The organism is Novosphingobium sp. HNCC26BN242 (assembly GCF_057180525.1).
Window position 1 is genome coordinate 92,102 of the sequence record NZ_JBXUGM010000002.1, and the last position, 16,215, is coordinate 108,316.

Consider the following 16,215-nt stretch of genomic DNA (forward strand, 5'->3'; position numbering starts at 1 on the left):
TAATCAATCGAGCAATTAAATCTTACGATCGAGTGTGGCCGATCTGCACTGTTTTCAGGTATAACGATCCAGTTCGTTGCCAGTGAGCGTGACAACGTGCAGCAGGTTGGTTGCGCCCGGCGTGCCGAAGGGTACGCCTGCCAGCGCAATCAGTTTTGATCCGGCAGAGCCGAAACCGTGCCGCAGCGCCATGCGCTTGCCCTTGGCAATCATTTCCTCAAAGCTGCCGATATCCTTGGTGTTCACGGCATGGGCACCCCACAGCAGACCGACTTTGCGCGCGGTTATCTGCGAAGGTGTGAGCACCAGCATCGGCACCGCAGGCCGCTCACGCGCAACGCGCCGCGCGGTGGAGCCTGAGCCTGTGAACACGATAATTCCGGCAATCGGCAGCGTGTTGACAATGCTTGCCGCAGCCTGAGCCAGTGCATCTGCTGTGGTGGGATCGGGCAGCGTTTCCACAAAGTGGACGCGCGCGGCATAGCCCGGATCGGCTTCTACCTGCGCGGCAATGCGGTGCATGATCGTCACTGCCTCTTCCGGCCAGGCACCTGCGGCCGTTTCGGCAGAGAGCATGACTGCATCGGCACCATCATAGACCGCGTTCGCCACGTCCGAGACTTCGGCGCGGGTGGGCGTTGGCGCTTCGATCATCGATTCGAGCATTTGTGTGGCGACAACCACCGGCTTGCCCTGCCGCCGCGCGCTTTCCACGATGCGCTTTTGCAGCGGGGGCACTTCTTCGGGGTTCAGTTCCACACCCAGATCGCCGCGCGCCACCATGATGCCATCGGACAATTCGATGATTTCTTCCAGACGCGAGATGGCGGCTGGCTTTTCGATCTTGGCCATCAACGACCCGTAACCACCCATCAGCTTGCGCGCTTCGGCCACGTCTTCGGGGCGCTGCACAAAGGACAGTGCAATCCAGTCTGCGCCGTTTTCAATGGCAAATGACAGATCGCGGCGGTCCTTCTCGGTGAGAGCGGGCACTGGCACGACCGCATCAGGCACATTCACGCCCTTACGATCAGAAATCACGCCTCCCACTTCGGCAGAGCACAGGATTTCATCCATGTCGGCGCGGATCACGCGCAAGCGCAGCTTGCCATCGTCGATCAGCAGGCGCTGGCCCTTTTGCAACACGCCAAACAGTTCGGGATGCGGCAGGCACACGCGTGTTTCATCGCCGGGTTCGGGATTGCGGTCTAAGGTGAAGTGGCCGGAATGGCGAATGACGGCGCGCCCTTCCTTGAACTTGCCCACGCGCAGCTTTGGCCCTTGCAGATCGCACAGCACGGTGATCGGTCGGTTCACCTTCTTTTCCAGCGCACGAATATTGGCGATGGTCTCGGCGTGAATGGCGTGTTCGCCGTGGCTCATATTCACGCGGAACGCATCAGCCCCTGCGCGATAGAGCTTTTCCAGCATTTCGGGATCGCGGCTTGCCGGGCCAACCGTGGCAAGGATCTTTACCTTGCGTCCCAAAACCATGCTTGAACGTGGATCGAGCTTGGCCACGGCGTCAGTACTCCTATATCAAATTCGTGAGGCGCGTATGGCCCATGCCATTTCAAAACACCATTTCAAACGAGGGATGTTTATCGTGGATACGAATGCAATCGATGCAATACCAGATGACATTGCCGCCGCTGCCTTTCGCCGCCTGGTGAAGCACCTGCAAAAACGCCACGATGCGCAGAACATTGATCTGATGGGTCTGGCTGGTTTCTGCCGCAATTGCCTGTCCGACTGGATTCGCGATGCGGGCTTTGATGGTGACAAGGCCGCTGCCCGCGCGGTGATCCACGGCATGCCGTTCGAGGATTGGAAGGCCGCCTACCAGACCGAGGCAACGCCCGAACAGATGGCGCGGATGGAGGAGAGCCTGCAGCGGAACGGGGGCACGCACTGATCGCTCCGTTCCGGGGCCACATTTCCACAGGCGGTCCTTTGCCCAAAGCCAAGCCTGCGTCTATCAGCCCCGGCAACCGATTCACGCATCTTACCCGGAGACTTCCCCGATGGCCGAAACCGCTGACGACCGCCTGCGCCTTTTGATCGAACGCATCGAACGCCTTGAAGAGGAAAAGAAGGGCATCGGCGACGATATCAAGGACGTCTACAGCGAAGCCAAATCCACCGGCTATGACGCCAAGATCATGCGCCAGATCGTCCGTCTGCGGAAAATGAAGCCGGATGATCGCCGTGAGATGGAAGCCGTGCTTGAGACGTACAAGAACGCCCTCGGCATTGACTGACATTCCCGCTAGGCTGCCCGGACTCCACGCGAAAGGGCAGCCATGATCCTTACTACCACCAGCCTTGTCGAAGGCCGCCCGGTGCAGCGCCACCTTGGTATCGTAACCGGCGAGGTGATTTTGGGCGCGAACATCGTGCGCGATCTTTTCGCCTCGCTGACCGATATTTTCGGTGGCCGCTCTGGCAAGTATGAGGAAGTGCTGACACGCGGACGCGAGCAGGCGCTGCGCGAGCTGGAAGACAAGGCGCGGATGGTGGGTGCCAATGCCGTGATCGGCGTCGATTTCGATTACGAGACCATCGGCGCACGCGGTTCGATGCTGATGGTCAGCGTAAGCGGGACGGCGGTAGTGCTCTAACCCGTCGCCAAAGCTGCCGTCAGCATGACAGCGTTCGATGCCACATGCGCCAGAATGGCTGCCAGCAAACCCAGCCGCACCCGGATATAGCCCAGCATCAGGCCAGACCAGAACTGCGGCAGGACCATCGGCAAGACCACCGCGCTGACTTGCGGATAGTTGAACACGTGCATCAGCGCGAACAGCACGGTTACAAGATAGAACAGCACCGGAAAGGCGTGGGCGAAGGTGGGTGACACCTGTGTGTCGCGCCGCACGCGCCACCACGCAACACCCGCCACAATGGCCGTGCCTAGCAGGATCGTCCCTGCCGCCAACGGATTACCGCGCGCGAATGCGGCAAACAGCCCCAGCCCCGCGATGACCGCCGAAGTCAGCCACAGCGCAGCAGGCCGCCCGCTCATCCAGCCGCGAAAGAACAGCTCTTCCAGCACCGGGGCCAGCAGCACTGCCCCACCCCACAGGGCAAGCGGGCTCAGGCCATCGAAAGCATTGGGTGAAGGAAGGCCGAACGCCTTTTGCCATGCCAGGATCAGCGGCATCACCACCAGACCCAGCACCACGATCTGCAGCATGCTCAACACCAACCAACGCGCAACCGCGCCATCGGCGTTCAGCCCACTGGCCAGCCCACTGGCCTGCATCGGCTGCGGATTGCGGAGAAATGTGGCGAATTCGGTCAATGCTGCGCGGATCATGCCCGCTTCATGCCGCCAAAACCGGCGTTGCGCCACACAGATTGCCGCAAGCCACTGTCTCGGCTAGGGGCAGATTTCAAGATTCCTGAAACACGCAAGAAGACGGACCATGGCAGGCCATTCCAAATTCAAGAATATCATGCACCGCAAAGGTGCGCAGGACAAAAAGCGTTCGGCACAGTTTTCCAAGCTTTCGCGCGAAATCACCGTCGCGGCCAAGATGGGCATCCCCGATCCTGACATGAACCCGCGCCTGCGCGCTGCGGTCAACGCCGCCAAGGCGCAGTCCATGCCCAAGGACAACATCGCCCGCGCCATCGACAAGGCGAGCAAGGGCGAAGGCGATAACTATGAAGAAGTGCGCTACGAAGGCTACGGCCCCGGCGGCGTCGCCGTCATCGTCGAAGCGCTGACCGACAACCGCAACCGCACCGCCACCAACATCCGCACCGCGTTCTCGAAGAACGGCGGCAATCTTGGCGCAAGCGGCGCGGTGAGCCACGGCTTCGAACGGCTGGGCCTGATCGAATATCCGGGCAAGGCTGGGGACGAGGAAAAAGTTCTCGAAGCCGCGATCGAGGCAGGGGCCGACGATGTTGAATCCGATATGGGTGATGGCGACGAAAACCCCGGCAGCCACCAAATCTGGGTGGCCGTTGAAAACCTCCATGAAGTCGCGCGCGAACTGGAAAAGGTGTTGGGCGAAGCCGAAGGCGTGAAGCTCGCCTGGCGCCCGAACATGAAGACCGAGGTATCGGCCGATGACGCTGCAACCCTGCTCAGGCTGATCGACGTGCTGGACGATGACGATGACGTTCAGACCGTATGGGGCAACTATGAAATCCCCGACGAAGTGATGGAGAAACTGGGTTGATCCTTGCGATCCTCCCCCATTGGGGGAGAGCATTCCATGATCATCCTCGGCATTGACCCTGGCCTTACCTGCACCGGATGGGGCGTCGTTTCCAAGTCCGGCAGCAGGCTCAGCCATGTGGCCAACGGCCAGATCCGCACCAACGCCAAGGCGACGATGGCCGAACGTCTGGTCGAACTGGATACGGCGCTGGCTGAGGTGATCAAAATCTACAAGCCCGATAGCGGCGCGGTGGAAGAGGTGTTTGTCAACGTCAACCCGCAATCCACGCTCAAGTTGGGCCAGGCACGCGGCGTGGCAATGGTCGCAGTAGCGCGCTCGGGCATTCCGGTGGCGGAATATCCCACAAAGGTCATCAAGAAGGCGCTGGTCGGAACCGGCGGCGCGGAAAAGCAGCAGATTCAGCACATGCTCAAGATCCTGCTGCCCGGCGTCGTGCTGGCGGGCGAGGACGCTTCGGATGCGCTGGCCGTGGCCATCACCCACGCCAATATGCTGGGCAGCCATCGCTAAGTTTCCGGTTCGGGCAGCAAAAAGGGCGGCGTCCCCCCGGATGCCGCCCTTCCCGCTCACCCACCGCAGCGGGCGATAAAGTGCAATCAGGCTTGCGGCTTCACTTTCGCAAATCGCCGCCGCGCCACCAGCCCGGCTGCTGCCGCGCCGAACAGGATGATCATCGAAGGTTCGGGCACATCGGTGCCGCCATTGGTGGTGCCGCCGTTGGTGGTCCCACCATTGGTTGTGCCACCGTTCGTTGTGCCACCATTTGTCGTACCACCCGAGGTGGAGGTCGAGGTAGAAGAAGACGTCGAGCTACTGGTGCTGCTGGACGTTGATGATGATGTCGACGAGCTGGTGCTGACATTACCCGAGGACGTCGACGTAGACGAACTGGTGCTGACATTACCCGAAGACGTGCTGACATTACCCGACGATGTCGATGTCGATGAGCTGCTGCTGACTGCGCCGGAAGACGTGCTGACGTTCCCACTGGACGTCGAGACATTGCCCGAAGAGGTCGAGACGTTGCCCGAGGAGCTGCTAACAGCGCCGCTCGAAGTCGAGACGTTGCCCGAAGATGTGGAAGACGATGTCGAGACACCGCCAGTGGAAGTGGAAACACCCCCGGTCGAAGTTGAAACCCCGCCTGTCGACGTGGACGTTGAAACGCCGCCGGTAGACGTCGAAACGCCGCCCGTGGTCGATGAGGTTGATCCGCCCGAAGTTGAGCTTGATCCACCCGAGGTTGAAGTGGAGCCGCCAGAGGTGGATGTAGAGCCCGTGCTGGTGGAGGAGATGACCACACTACCGCCGCCGCCACCGCTTCCGCCGCCACCGCCGAAAAAGCCTCCAAAGAAGCCGCCACCAAAGCCGCCAAGCCCGCCGCCTCCGATGACCACGGGAACACCACCGCCGCCACCGCCCATTGGCTGGGGCGGCATTGGCGGCATGTAGGGCACAGGTACCATCGCCATTTGTTGCGCTGGCTCACAGGTGCGAGTCGTCGTCGTTGTCACCACGCGGCGGGCGCGATGGACTTCGCGCGGCGCGGCGCGGCGTGCGGCCATGCGCTTCGCGGGCTTGGCCGTCTTGACCTTGACCGGCTTCACATGATGAATCTCACCCTGAGCGGGTGCTTCAGAAACATGAACCGCGCCGCCGCCAAGCATGGCCCCGCCCGCTGCAGCTGCTGCCAGTTTTGCCAATGCCATCCGAACCGACATGATCGTTGCTCTCGTTTTCCCTGGGAAAGCGCTTAGCAAAAGCGGGTTAACGCGATGCTTTGCTTTCCTGACCGGTCAATCAACGCAGATGGGAAGGTTCAGGGCAATGACGTTAACCGTGTTCTGGCCATGGAATCTGCCCGAAATCGGGACCGGTGCAGGCCGCCAGTTAACTCTGTGCCAGTTTGGGACCGAATGTTGCCAAACTCTTTCGCAGGCCGTCTTTCCCGCCCCCGCTTTGACGCCCCGCCGAGCGCGCCGATCAATCGCCCGAATCAAACAGGCCCGGCAATTGGCCCGCAGGGGGCGCGAGTCCCAAATGCTGCCAGCCACGGTCATTCAGACAGCGGCCCCGCGCGGTGCGGGCAATCAGGCCCAGCTGGATCAGGTACGGTTCAATCACTTCCTCGATCGTGTCGCGCGGTTCCGAAAGCCCCGCCGCTAGCGTTTCCACGCCCACCGGCCCGCCTTTGTAGATATCGGCGATCATCATCAGATAGCGCCGGTCCTGCAGATCCAGCCCGATCTGATCGATCTCCAGCCGGGTCAAAGCATTGTCGGCATTGTCTTTCGTGATCTTGTCGGCACCGGCCACTTGCGCAAAATCGCGCACACGGCGCAGCAGTCGCCCGGCCACGCGCGGGGTGCCGCGAGACCGGCGCGCAATCTCGGTCGCCCCGCCCTTGTCGATGCCGATGCCCAGCAATGACGCGCCACGCGCCACCACGCGTTCCAACTCATCCACCGAATAGAATTGCAGCCGCACCGGAATGCCGAAACGGTCGCGCAGCGGCGTTTGCAGCAAGCCCTGCCGCGTCGTCGCGCCGATCAGCGTGAAGGGCGGCAGATCGATCCGCACCGAACGCGCCGAGGGGCCTTCGCCGATCATCAGATCCAGCGCGCGGTCTTCCATCGCCGGGTAGAGCACTTCTTCCACCACGGGATTAAGCCGGTGGATTTCATCAATGAACAGCACATCGCCATGTTCAAGATTGGTTAGCAGTGCCGCCAGATCCCCCGCCTTGGCGATGACCGGGCCGGACGTGGAGCGGAAGTTAACGCCCAGTTCCCGCGCGATGATCTGCGCCAGCGTGGTCTTGCCCAGCCCCGGCGGGCCGAAGAACAGCACATGATCCATCGCCTCGCGCCGCATCTTGGCACTTTCGATGAACACTTGCAGATTGTCCTTGGCCGCTGCCTGCCCGACGAATTCAGCCAGCGTCTTGGGCCGCAGGGCCGCGTCTTGATCTTCGACCATGCGTTCGGGGGTGAGGAGGGGGTTGTCGGTCATGAAAAATCGAAATCCTGAACGTCGCGAGCGACATGGAACACACGCAAAACATGCACGTCCTCATTTTCTACCACGTAAGAGAGACGGTGCTCGCGGTAGCGTATCGTCCGCACTTCATCACCGAGTTCCGGAACCAAAGGGCCTGAACGGGGATAGCGGCGCAAGCGGTCGAACACGCTGCGGAAGCCGCGAGAATAGGCATCAGCGAGTTCGCTTCCAAAGTTCACTACGCCGTATTCGTCGATCTCATCAAGATCTGCCAGTGCCGCGGCGGTCAGCCGGACGTCAGCCATGCCGTGCCCGGCGGGCTGCAATAATCTCTTCGATCAGGTCTTCAGGTTCGCCCTCGACAATGCCGGAAGCAAGACCTTCCGCGATCTGCTCACGCAACCACTCCAGCCGCTGGGAGCGTTCCTGTTCCTTACGCACGAGATCACGCAGGAAATCGCCCACGTCTACGTAATCACCGGCTGACGCTCGCCGTTCGAGCCATTGCAGCATCGATTCGGGGATGGAAAAGCTCAGGTCGGTCATGGCTTGATCATACCGGTAGTGCGCTGACTTAGCAAAGTGGGGCTTGGCAAAGTGACGACGGCTATTTCAGCCATGATGGCAGAATCCTGCGGCGTAACCCCATGCACCGCCTGCGTCGAGACAGGCATCAATGGCGAACTGCCTGCTTCCCCAAAGCCACGCGGCGATCGTAAGCGCGCACAAACTGCCGACAAAAGCTGCCCGCCGCATCACCCCGCCGCCCTCTTCAACGCCACGCGCACCAGATCGTTCAGTCCGGCGTCCTCGCCCAGTTCCTTCACCGCTGCGGCTACTGCGCTGCTGGCCACCATCGGCTTGAAGCCGAGGTTCTGCAGCGCCGAGACGGCGTCGGCAGCCGCATTGCCCGGCGGCGGGGCAAAGACATCTCCACCCATGCCCACCGGCGAGGTATAGCCCGCAAGGCCGCCGGCCTTGTCCTTCAATTCGTTGACGATGCGGCTGGCCAGCTTCGGCCCCACGCCGTTTGCCCGCGCCACCATCGCCGCATCGCCTTGCGCGCAGGCGCGTTGCAATTCTTCGACCGACAGGGCCGAAAGGATTGCCAGCGCAACCTTGGATCCCACCCCCTGCACCGCCGTCAACAACCGGAACCACGCCCGCTCCCCGGCGCTGGTGAAGCCGATCAGTCGCTGGTCGGTTTCGCTGACCTGCATTTCGGTGTGGACGACGACCTTGTCGCCCCGAATGCCGAGGTGGCTGAGCGTCTTGGCCGAGCATTGGACAAGGTAACCAACGCCGCCCACGTCGATCACGGCCCAATCCGGACCAGTGTCATCAAGAATGCCAGTGAGTTTTGCGATCATGCTTTGTTCTTATGCACGGCCCGCCAGCGCTGTGCAAGAGCGGCCAGATGGAGTGCGCGCAATCAGTTTTCCGGTCCAGCGCGATCAATCAGATCCATGAAATCGCGCGCGGCATCACGGTCCGCTGCCTCCTTGAACGCCACGTCCAGATCGGGCGCGCGGCCTAACATGTGGAGCAAAGTCCACAATCCAAAGCGGCGCGAGCGGTCCTTTTCAAGCCCGAAATCTACCAGCATCCGCTCCACCCCCGCATCAATTGCCGACGCCGGGGCCGCGCCAAGATCGTCGGTGCCGAAATAGCGGCGAAGCTGATCGTCAAAATCCATAGGATTTGCGTTACGGGAGGCGCGCACTTGGCGCAATGGCCCGAAAAGGTGGAGACATGCGCCAGCTTCTCGGGCCATTGGTATAGAAGTGATCGGCCGGGCTCGTTGAGCCTTGCCCGGCCGGGCAACTTGATCAGAAGTTATAGCTGCCGCGGATGCCGAAGTAGCGGCGCGAATTGCGTGACAGGACCTGGTTTACCGCAGTTGCAGGGCCGCCAATCAAACCGCCAAGATTCGACGCAAAGTTCTTGTCGAACAGATTGTTGGCGAACAGGGTGATGCGGTATGCGTCATCCCGCTGGCGGATTCCGATGCTGCCGTTGAGAACGCCGAAGCCCTTCTCTATATAGAGCGGGTTCTGGAAGAGATCGAAATTGACCTTCGTCTGATAGCGATAGTCCAGCGTTACGAAGGCATCGAATGGCATCGTGTCCATGAAGATATCGTACATGGTCGATGCATTGAACATGAAGCGTGGAGCGTTCGACAAGCGCTTGCCGGCAAGGTTTTGCGCCCTTGCAATGCCGGGCCCCGTGCCATCTATGTCAAAGCATCCCTGATCAGCCGCCTGCCCGGTATAACAATTGGCAAGCGGGAATTCGGTCACCACAGCATCAAGGAAAGTCCCGGAGACATCGAAGGACAGAGCACGAGTGGGCTTGGTCTGCAGTTCGAATTCGACGCCGCGTGACCGCAGCTTGCCAACGTTATCGATCTGGAACTGAATCGACCCGTCTGGTTGAACAACTGCCGATTGCGACTGGAAGTTGTTGTAATCCGTCCAGAAGCCGGTGATGTTGAATTGCACCTTGTTGTCGAGGAAGCGGCTCTTCAAGCCGATTTCATATGCGCGCGATGTTTCCGCCTTGACCGGATTGGCCGCACGGAACGGTGTGAACCCGGAAGATACGTCGTAACCCTGCCCCTTGTAGCCGGTCGCGAACGAGGCGTAGATCATCACCCGGTCCGTCAGATCCTGGCGCAGCGAGATCTTGCCGGTGACAGCATCATCAGAAGCGTCGCCCGTGCAGATGCTCAAACATGCACCGTTGTTGGCAGGCGGAGATGAAGCGGGGTTGAGCCGCAGGAACGAGACATCGATTTTCTCGTGGTTGTAGCGGATACCGGCGTCAAGATGGGTCGTTTCGGCCAGATCGTAGGTACCTTGCGCAAAAGCGGCGAGGGTTTTCGTACCAGCGCCTGCCACCCAGCGTGCAACGAGAGGTCCGGCGGGACCACGGTCAAACGAGCGGTCCGTCTGGCCATCGGCATAGAAGGCACCCAGAATATACTGGAACGGACCCGGCGCTGTGGAAACGAGACGCAGTTCCTGCGTGAAATACTTGGTGTCATAAGGGCTGGTTTGCACAAGGCCTGTCGGCACACCGAACACCGGCAGATTGATCTGATCAGTGTCATCCTGCGTATCAAGGCCCCATTTCTGGAAGCTGCTGACGGAAATCAGATCAACTCCGCCAAGATCAATGCTGATGCGACCGCTAACATTGGTCGATTGGCCCTTGGCGATGCCATCATAATTCTGGTTGAGTACGTAGTTGTCCGGCCCCACACGGACACCGGCAAAGTTGGTAGCGATCGATGCGCCGAAGACGGTGCCGCCCGCCGGGAAAGTCCGAACGGTGCGCGGTGTCGAGTTGCCTTCCAGTTCGGAATGCTCGGCCGAGATCGTAACCTTCACCGCGTCCGAAAGATCGGCCTCGAGCTTTCCGCGGATACCCCAGCTTTCGTCCGCGCCAAGGTAGTTTCCGGCGGCGAGGTTCTTCACGTAACCGCGGAAGTCGCTGTAAAAGCCGTTGATGCGAAAGCCGACGTTTTCGCCCAACGGCCCTGAAATGCCCGCTTCGACGCGATATTCGTCGTCCGTCGTGGCAGATGCAGCTATCCGGCCCGAGAACGTGTCAGTTGGGGCGCGTGTGACGATATTGACCACGCCCGCAGAGGCGTTCTTGCCAAACAGCGTGCCCTGAGGCCCGCGCAGCACTTCGATCCGTTCAATATCGGTCAAGGTGGCGAAAGCTTGACCCTGATTCAGGATTGGCACGTCATCCACGACAACCGAGACAGCAGGCTCCACACCGATGCTGAACACCGAGGTGCCGATACCGCGCACGTTGATGCTGTTTCCGGTGCGCTGCGTGCCCTGCGTGATGGTGAGGCCCGGCGCTACTTGCGCCAAGTTCTCAAACTGCGTGATCCCCTTGTTGATGATGGCGTCTGCCGAGAGCGCTGTTACCGACACAGGGACCTGCTGCAGGTTCTGCTCGCGCTTCTGCGCGGTCACGACGATTTCTTCCAGCGCTCCGTCAGACACTTCTTGCGCCAGCGCCGCCTGAGCAATGGCAAGCGACGCCATGCTGACAACCAAGCTCGACTTCCTAAGCATCTGGATCCTCCCTTATTGACCACTTTGGACAGGCCAATCGCATAGGAGTGGTTTTCATTCAATCTAAAAATTGAAAATGCGCGCAATCTTCACGGACTTGTCAGCAAAGCAGCCAAAATACAGAGCCTTTTTGCTCTATGCGAACGAAAAACGCCGCTGGTAAAGCTGATAATAACTTTGAGTTATGGAAAGTCATCCATTGGATTGATAGTCTGTTCGGGGCAATTTTAATGCGTTGAGGCTGAGACTGGACATATTGTGGTAAGGCCAAAATTCGCCTACTGCTTCACCAGAAACACGCATTTTCGATCAAGATGATGCTTCTGGCCGTCCATGCGCATGGCTGATTTTGCGGAGAGACCTGCATGCGAACTTTCCTGACCGCTTTCGCAGCGGTTGCGTCATTGTTGACCAGCACGGCCGACATGGCGAAGGAGGTCACAGCTTCCTCATCTGAAACCCGGTATGTGATGACCGAAAGCGGGCAGGTCGTCGGCACAAGATTGGCGTCGGGCATGGAGGCGTATCTTGGTATACCTTATGCTGCGCCGCCGCTGCGTGAACTGCGTTGGAAAGCTCCCGCTCCTCCTGTCGTCTGGCAAGGCGTCCGGCATGCTGACCGGTTTGCCCCTCAGTGCATTCAGCCTTTGCGAAATACCACTTCCAACCATTATTCCGGGGCGGAGACGACTTCGGAAGACTGTCTTTATCTGAATATCTGGACCGATCCTGACCGGGCGCGACTTCCCCGAAAGGCGCCGGTCATTGTGTACATTCATGGCGGTGCCTTCTTCATCGGCGCGGGCAGCAATGGCATCTACGACGGCGAAGCCGTGAGCCGGGAAGGCGCGGTCTATGTCAATCTCAATTACCGGCTTGGCCCGCTCGGCTTTCTTGCCCTGCCAGAGCTTGCTGCGGAATCATCGCACGGCACTTCTGGCAATTACGGCCTGCTCGATCAAATCGCAGCGTTAGGCTGGGTCAAGCGCAACATCGCAAATTTTGGCGGTGATCCTGAAAACGTGACAATCGTCGGACAGTCTGCCGGGTCTATGTCTGTTTTGGCGCTACAAGCCAGCCCACTGGCCAAAGGTCTGTTTCATCGCGCAATCGGCATGAGTGGGGCAATGATTGGTGGGCCGATCCAAATGCCTTCAAGAGCCTCCTCCGAGCAGGACGGCAAGAAACTGATGGGCGTCTGGAAGGCGCAGAGTCTGGTTGAACTGCGTGCCCTTCCGGCTGATAGGCTGACCGTACCACGAATACCCGGTGGCCCGACTACCGGCCCCATCGTGGATGGATATGTACTGCCTGCGAGAATCCCCCAGCTCTTTGAACGCAAGGAGCAAAGCGACGTACCACTAATGCTGGGTTTTACCCACGATGAATCTCTGGGCGGCTTGGGTCCCGTAAATGGGCTGGCAGACTTCGAAGCGAAGGCGAAAGCCTATTTCGGTGACAAAGCAGATCTTTTCCTGAAGCTCTACTCCGCGACGACAGATGCCGAGGCGCGCTTGCAAGGCCGTACCGCCGATCGTGATGGCACTGTTGCCATCAGCATGTTGACGTGGGCCACACTGCAACACCAGAACGGTCGCGCACCTGTCTATACTTACGAATTCTCGCGGCCACATTCTTATGTGGAAGGAGTAACTTTCGCAGATCTCGATCCGGCGACGGCTGGGGCATATCACACGTCGGAAGTTCCATTCTGGCTCGGCACTCTGGAAACATTCAATCGGTTCCGACCAACGCGCAACTGGACCGAAAATGATCGCTCAATGAGCAACTTCATGGTCAGATCAATGGTAGCTTTTGCAAGAACCGGAAAGCCTGACACGCCAGCACAGCAATGGCCGGTATTCAAACCCGCCCGGCGCCGATTGCTGGAACTGTCCGAGAAGGCTGCAGCCAGCGCATGGCCCGAGGCAGAGCGTCTAGCCTTCTTCAAGGCGTTCTATTCTGCCTCCGATTCAGCATCCGCCCCAGCTGGAAGAGAATAGGCACCAAATGCCTGACAGAGATTTGCCTTACCAAAATTTTCGCGAAACTTTTGGCATTTCTTGCATGGCCCGCGGGTATGGTCCATAAACTGGACTTACCAAAAACATCTCGTTGGCCATGGCATTCCCTATGGCAACAATGACCGGCAATGGAGAGTGCACGATGCCCATCTCATCATCAGTTCAGCGCAGGCATATCAGCCGTACGATCCTGCTGGCGGCATCTACTCTGGCACTGTTGGCCGTGGTCACACCTTCTGCTGCACAAGTCGAAGTGCAGGCAACAGCGCCAACGCGCACGGTGACGGTGCTCGACAAGGGCTGGCGTTTCTTCGATGGGGATGAGCCGAATGCCATAGCCGCAGACTTTGCCGATGCCGCGTGGGCTACCGTAACTGTCCCGCACACGTGGAACCGCGTCGGCTTTTATCATCACACCCTTGGCGGCACCAACACATCGGCGACCGTGAACAAACGGCAAGGCGTAGGCTGGTATCGTACGCGCTTTGTATCGCCAGCAGCCAGCCCGGCTGCCGGGAAGGACCTGCGGCACTGGTTGGAATTCGATGCGGCAAGCCGGATCGCCAAGGTCTGGCTCAACGGCATCTATCTTGGCGAGCATCGCGGCGGCTTTTCGCGGTTCCGAATCGATGCAACGGCAGCGATGCGTGCGGACGGCGAAAACGTACTGGTGGTTCGCGTGGACAGCTCCCAGCCCAAGGCTAATGGACCAACAGCCGATGTGTTGCCGCTGACCGGCGACTTTTTCGTTCACGGCGGCCTGTACCGTCCGGTGCGTCTGGTCACCACATCACCGCTGCACATCGACCTTGCTGATGCAGGCGGGCCGGGCATTCGTGCCACAACGGTTTGGGCCACGCCGCAAAGCGCTCAGGTTGCCGTGACGGTTCGGGTGGCGAACGACAGCCCGCGTTCCGCCAAAGCCATGGTCAAAGTGGCCCTGCTCGATCGTGATGGGCACGAAGCGGCAAGCGCGATGCTCCCGGCAACGCTCGCCCCGGGCAAGACCGGTGAAGTCCTCGCCAATCTGACGCTCGCCAATCCGCATTTGTGGCACGGCACGATTGACCCCTACCTTTATCAACTGGTTGCACAGGTTGCTGATGCCAAAGCCTCCAGCCCCGCCGATGTCATTCACCAACCATTCGGCATCCGCACGATGGCCTTCGATGCCACCCGCGGGTTCCTGTTGAACGGCCAACCCTACAAGCTGCGCGGCGTGGGCTATCATCAGGACCGCGATGGCAAAGGCTGGGCCATTTCGCGTGCCGATGTGGCAGAAGATATCGCCACCATCCGCGAGATGGGGGCAAACACCATCCGCCTGACGCATTATCAGCACGGGCAGGATGTCCACGATCTGGCAGACCGCGCCGGGATTGTTGTTTGGGACGAAATTCCCCTAGTTTCTTCGTGGACCCTTGGCGGCAAGCGCGAAGCCGACCCGGCGCTGGTCGCCAATGCCAAGGCGCAGTTGACCGAACTGATCCGCCAGAACCAGAATCACGCCGCATCGGCCATCTGGGGCATCGCCAACGAGGTGGACTTCGGCAATTCGCTGCCTGCTTTCCTTACCGGTGGCACAGATGGGAAGGAACTCGATCCCCTGCCGCTGCTGGCGCAATTGCAGGCGACAGCAAAGAAGGAGGACCCTTCACGCCCCACAGCCCTTGCCACTTGCTGCGAGGGGCGCCTGTTCGGGTCCGATATCGAAATTCCAATCACCGCGCCTGCGACCGATCTAGGCGGTGCCAACCGCTATTTCGGCTGGTACTTCGGTGAAGCCAGCGACCTTGGGCCACATCTTGATGGTGTGCGCGCAAAGCGTCCGCAACAGCCGCTGGCGGTGACTGAATATGGTGCTGGGGGTGGCCTTACCATTCACACCGACAACGTGTTGGGCGCACCTGCTGATTCTCGCGGCTTTGCGCAGCCTGAAGAATACGAAAGCTATATCCACGAAACAGCGCTGGCGCAGCTTGATGCGCGGCCCTGGCTCTATGCCACATGGCTGTGGAATTCGTTCGATTTTGCAACCACCGTCCGCACCGAAGGCGATGCGCAGGACATCAATACCAAGGGTCTGGTCGCCTATGACCACAAGACACGTAAGGACGCCTACTATTTCTACAAGGCCAATTGGAACCCAGCACCGATGGTCTACATCACCGGCAAACGATACGTGGAGCGCGCCTATCCGAATACTGACGTGAAGGTTTACAGCAACACCGCCAGCACCGAACTGCTGCTTAATGGGCGTTCGCTGGGCGTTAAAAACGACTGCCCGCAGAAGATCTGCGTGTGGAGCGCTGTGGCGCTTGATGAAGGCACGAACACGCTTGTCGCGCGCGGCAGCCAAGCAGGTAGGCAGATCGAGGATACCGCGAACTGGACGCTAGCGCCCGCAACGCGCCGCACCATGGTGATCGATGCCGGCGCGCTGGTGGCAGGCAAGGGCAAAGACCGTGTATTAGGGTCTGACAACTGGTTCGAAGGCGGCACCGCCGCATCACTCGATTCGCCTGCCAACTATGGCAAGCCGTCGGTTCCAGCCGAGATTTCCGGCACGCAAGAGCGCGAGGCGCTGGCCAGTTACCGCACCGGCACATTCTCCTATCGCGTGCCGGTGGCGGACGGACGGTACAAGATCACGCTGTGGTTCGCGACACCTGCCACCCAGAAAGCAGGCACTTTTGAGGTGCGGAGCGGCGAGAAGGCGTTGTTGCGCAAATTCCAGCCCGCCATCCCAACCTCCGGCGCAGTGGCCGAAGCCCGGACTTTCACGATCAACGCCAAAGGCACGATACCGCTCGATTTCGTGAAAGGCACCGGTGACGCCCGCGTGTCGATGATCGAAATCGAACGTTTGCGCTGATACCGGCAGGCCACGGAAAC

Annotated in this window: 17 protein-coding genes; 8 read left to right on the plus strand and 9 right to left on the minus strand. The window is 59.9% G+C overall.

Annotated elements, in window-relative coordinates; translation table 11 throughout:
- Positions 1-54: 54 nt before the first annotated feature.
- The gene (gene pyk, locus AC2A1F_RS08065) at positions 55-1,494 is read right to left on the minus strand and encodes a pyruvate kinase (protein ID WP_484208995.1); all 1,440 of its coding nucleotides are present in this window, start codon (positions 1,492-1,494) and stop codon (positions 55-57) included.
- A gap of 103 nt (positions 1,495-1,597) precedes the next feature.
- Here pyk and AC2A1F_RS08070 point away from each other — a divergent pair, with 103 nt between their 5' ends.
- The 3 genes from AC2A1F_RS08070 to AC2A1F_RS08080 all read left to right on the plus strand — a co-directional run bounded on the left by AC2A1F_RS08070 (position 1,598) and on the right by AC2A1F_RS08080 (position 2,621).
- Complete coding sequence (locus tag AC2A1F_RS08070; RefSeq protein ID WP_484208268.1) at positions 1,598-1,915, plus strand: DUF1244 domain-containing protein; 318 nt, start codon at positions 1,598-1,600, stop codon at positions 1,913-1,915.
- 109 nt (positions 1,916-2,024) lie between these two features.
- A complete protein-coding gene (locus tag AC2A1F_RS08075) occupies positions 2,025-2,261 on the plus strand; it encodes a DUF2312 domain-containing protein (protein WP_298282411.1) in 237 nt (78 codons plus the stop codon).
- Between the two features lie 42 nt (positions 2,262-2,303).
- A complete protein-coding gene (locus AC2A1F_RS08080) occupies positions 2,304-2,621 on the plus strand; it encodes a YbjQ family protein (protein ID WP_484208269.1) in 318 nt (105 codons plus the stop codon).
- Here the strand turns inward: AC2A1F_RS08080 and AC2A1F_RS08085 are convergent.
- A complete protein-coding gene (locus tag AC2A1F_RS08085; RefSeq protein WP_484208270.1) occupies positions 2,618-3,319 on the minus strand; it encodes a CPBP family glutamic-type intramembrane protease in 702 nt (233 codons plus the stop codon). The genes AC2A1F_RS08080 and AC2A1F_RS08085 overlap by 4 nt on opposite strands.
- Positions 3,320-3,428: 109 nt before the next feature.
- On the opposite strand from AC2A1F_RS08085, the gene AC2A1F_RS08090 reads away from it, so the two are divergent.
- Complete coding sequence (locus AC2A1F_RS08090; protein WP_484208271.1) at positions 3,429-4,193, plus strand: YebC/PmpR family DNA-binding transcriptional regulator; 765 nt, start codon at positions 3,429-3,431, stop codon at positions 4,191-4,193.
- A 36-nt stretch (positions 4,194-4,229) separates the two neighbouring features.
- Complete coding sequence (ruvC, locus tag AC2A1F_RS08095) at positions 4,230-4,706, plus strand: crossover junction endodeoxyribonuclease RuvC (RefSeq protein ID WP_484208272.1); 477 nt, start codon at positions 4,230-4,232, stop codon at positions 4,704-4,706.
- Positions 4,707-4,792: 86 nt separating this feature from the next.
- On the opposite strand, the gene AC2A1F_RS08100 is transcribed toward ruvC, so the two are convergent.
- Complete coding sequence (locus AC2A1F_RS08100; protein WP_484208996.1) at positions 4,793-4,870, minus strand: hypothetical protein; 78 nt, start codon at positions 4,868-4,870, stop codon at positions 4,793-4,795.
- On the opposite strand from AC2A1F_RS08100, the gene AC2A1F_RS08105 reads away from it, so the two are divergent.
- A complete protein-coding gene (locus AC2A1F_RS08105; protein WP_484208273.1) occupies positions 4,863-5,648 on the plus strand; it encodes a hypothetical protein in 786 nt (261 codons plus the stop codon). The two genes, AC2A1F_RS08100 and AC2A1F_RS08105, sit on opposite strands and share 8 nt — an antisense overlap.
- A gap of 531 nt (positions 5,649-6,179) precedes the next feature.
- Here the strand turns inward: AC2A1F_RS08105 and ruvB are convergent.
- The 6 genes from ruvB to AC2A1F_RS08135 all read right to left on the minus strand — a co-directional run bounded on the left by ruvB (position 6,180) and on the right by AC2A1F_RS08135 (position 11,266).
- Complete coding sequence (gene ruvB / locus AC2A1F_RS08110) at positions 6,180-7,208, minus strand: Holliday junction branch migration DNA helicase RuvB (protein ID WP_484208274.1); 1,029 nt, start codon at positions 7,206-7,208, stop codon at positions 6,180-6,182.
- Complete coding sequence (locus tag AC2A1F_RS08115; RefSeq protein WP_484208275.1) at positions 7,205-7,501, minus strand: type II toxin-antitoxin system RelE/ParE family toxin; 297 nt, start codon at positions 7,499-7,501, stop codon at positions 7,205-7,207. Before AC2A1F_RS08115 ends, ruvB begins: the two co-directional genes overlap by 4 nt.
- Entirely contained in the window at positions 7,494-7,742 is a 249-nt protein-coding gene (locus AC2A1F_RS08120; RefSeq protein WP_484208276.1) for a ribbon-helix-helix domain-containing protein, read from the minus strand. Before AC2A1F_RS08120 ends, AC2A1F_RS08115 begins: the two co-directional genes overlap by 8 nt.
- Before the next feature lie 209 nt (positions 7,743-7,951).
- Positions 7,952-8,566 (minus strand): Holliday junction branch migration protein RuvA, encoded by a 615-nt coding sequence (gene ruvA / locus AC2A1F_RS08125; RefSeq protein ID WP_484208277.1) that lies wholly within the window; start codon positions 8,564-8,566, stop codon positions 7,952-7,954.
- A 62-nt stretch (positions 8,567-8,628) separates the two neighbouring features.
- On the minus strand, positions 8,629-8,892 hold the full coding sequence (locus AC2A1F_RS08130) for a hypothetical protein (protein ID WP_484208278.1): 264 nt from the start codon (positions 8,890-8,892) through the stop codon (positions 8,629-8,631).
- A gap of 133 nt (positions 8,893-9,025) precedes the next feature.
- Positions 9,026-11,266: a TonB-dependent receptor gene (locus AC2A1F_RS08135; RefSeq protein WP_484208279.1), complete on the minus strand. Its 2,241-nt coding sequence runs from the start codon at positions 11,264-11,266 to the stop codon at positions 9,026-9,028.
- A gap of 395 nt (positions 11,267-11,661) precedes the next feature.
- Here AC2A1F_RS08135 and AC2A1F_RS08140 point away from each other — a divergent pair, with 395 nt between their 5' ends.
- Complete coding sequence (locus AC2A1F_RS08140) at positions 11,662-13,299, plus strand: carboxylesterase/lipase family protein (protein WP_484208280.1); 1,638 nt, start codon at positions 11,662-11,664, stop codon at positions 13,297-13,299.
- 163 nt (positions 13,300-13,462) lie between these two features.
- The gene (locus AC2A1F_RS08145; RefSeq protein WP_484208281.1) at positions 13,463-16,195 is read left to right on the plus strand and encodes a glycoside hydrolase family 2 protein; all 2,733 of its coding nucleotides are present in this window, start codon (positions 13,463-13,465) and stop codon (positions 16,193-16,195) included.
- The last annotated feature ends 20 nt before the right edge of the window (positions 16,196-16,215 follow it).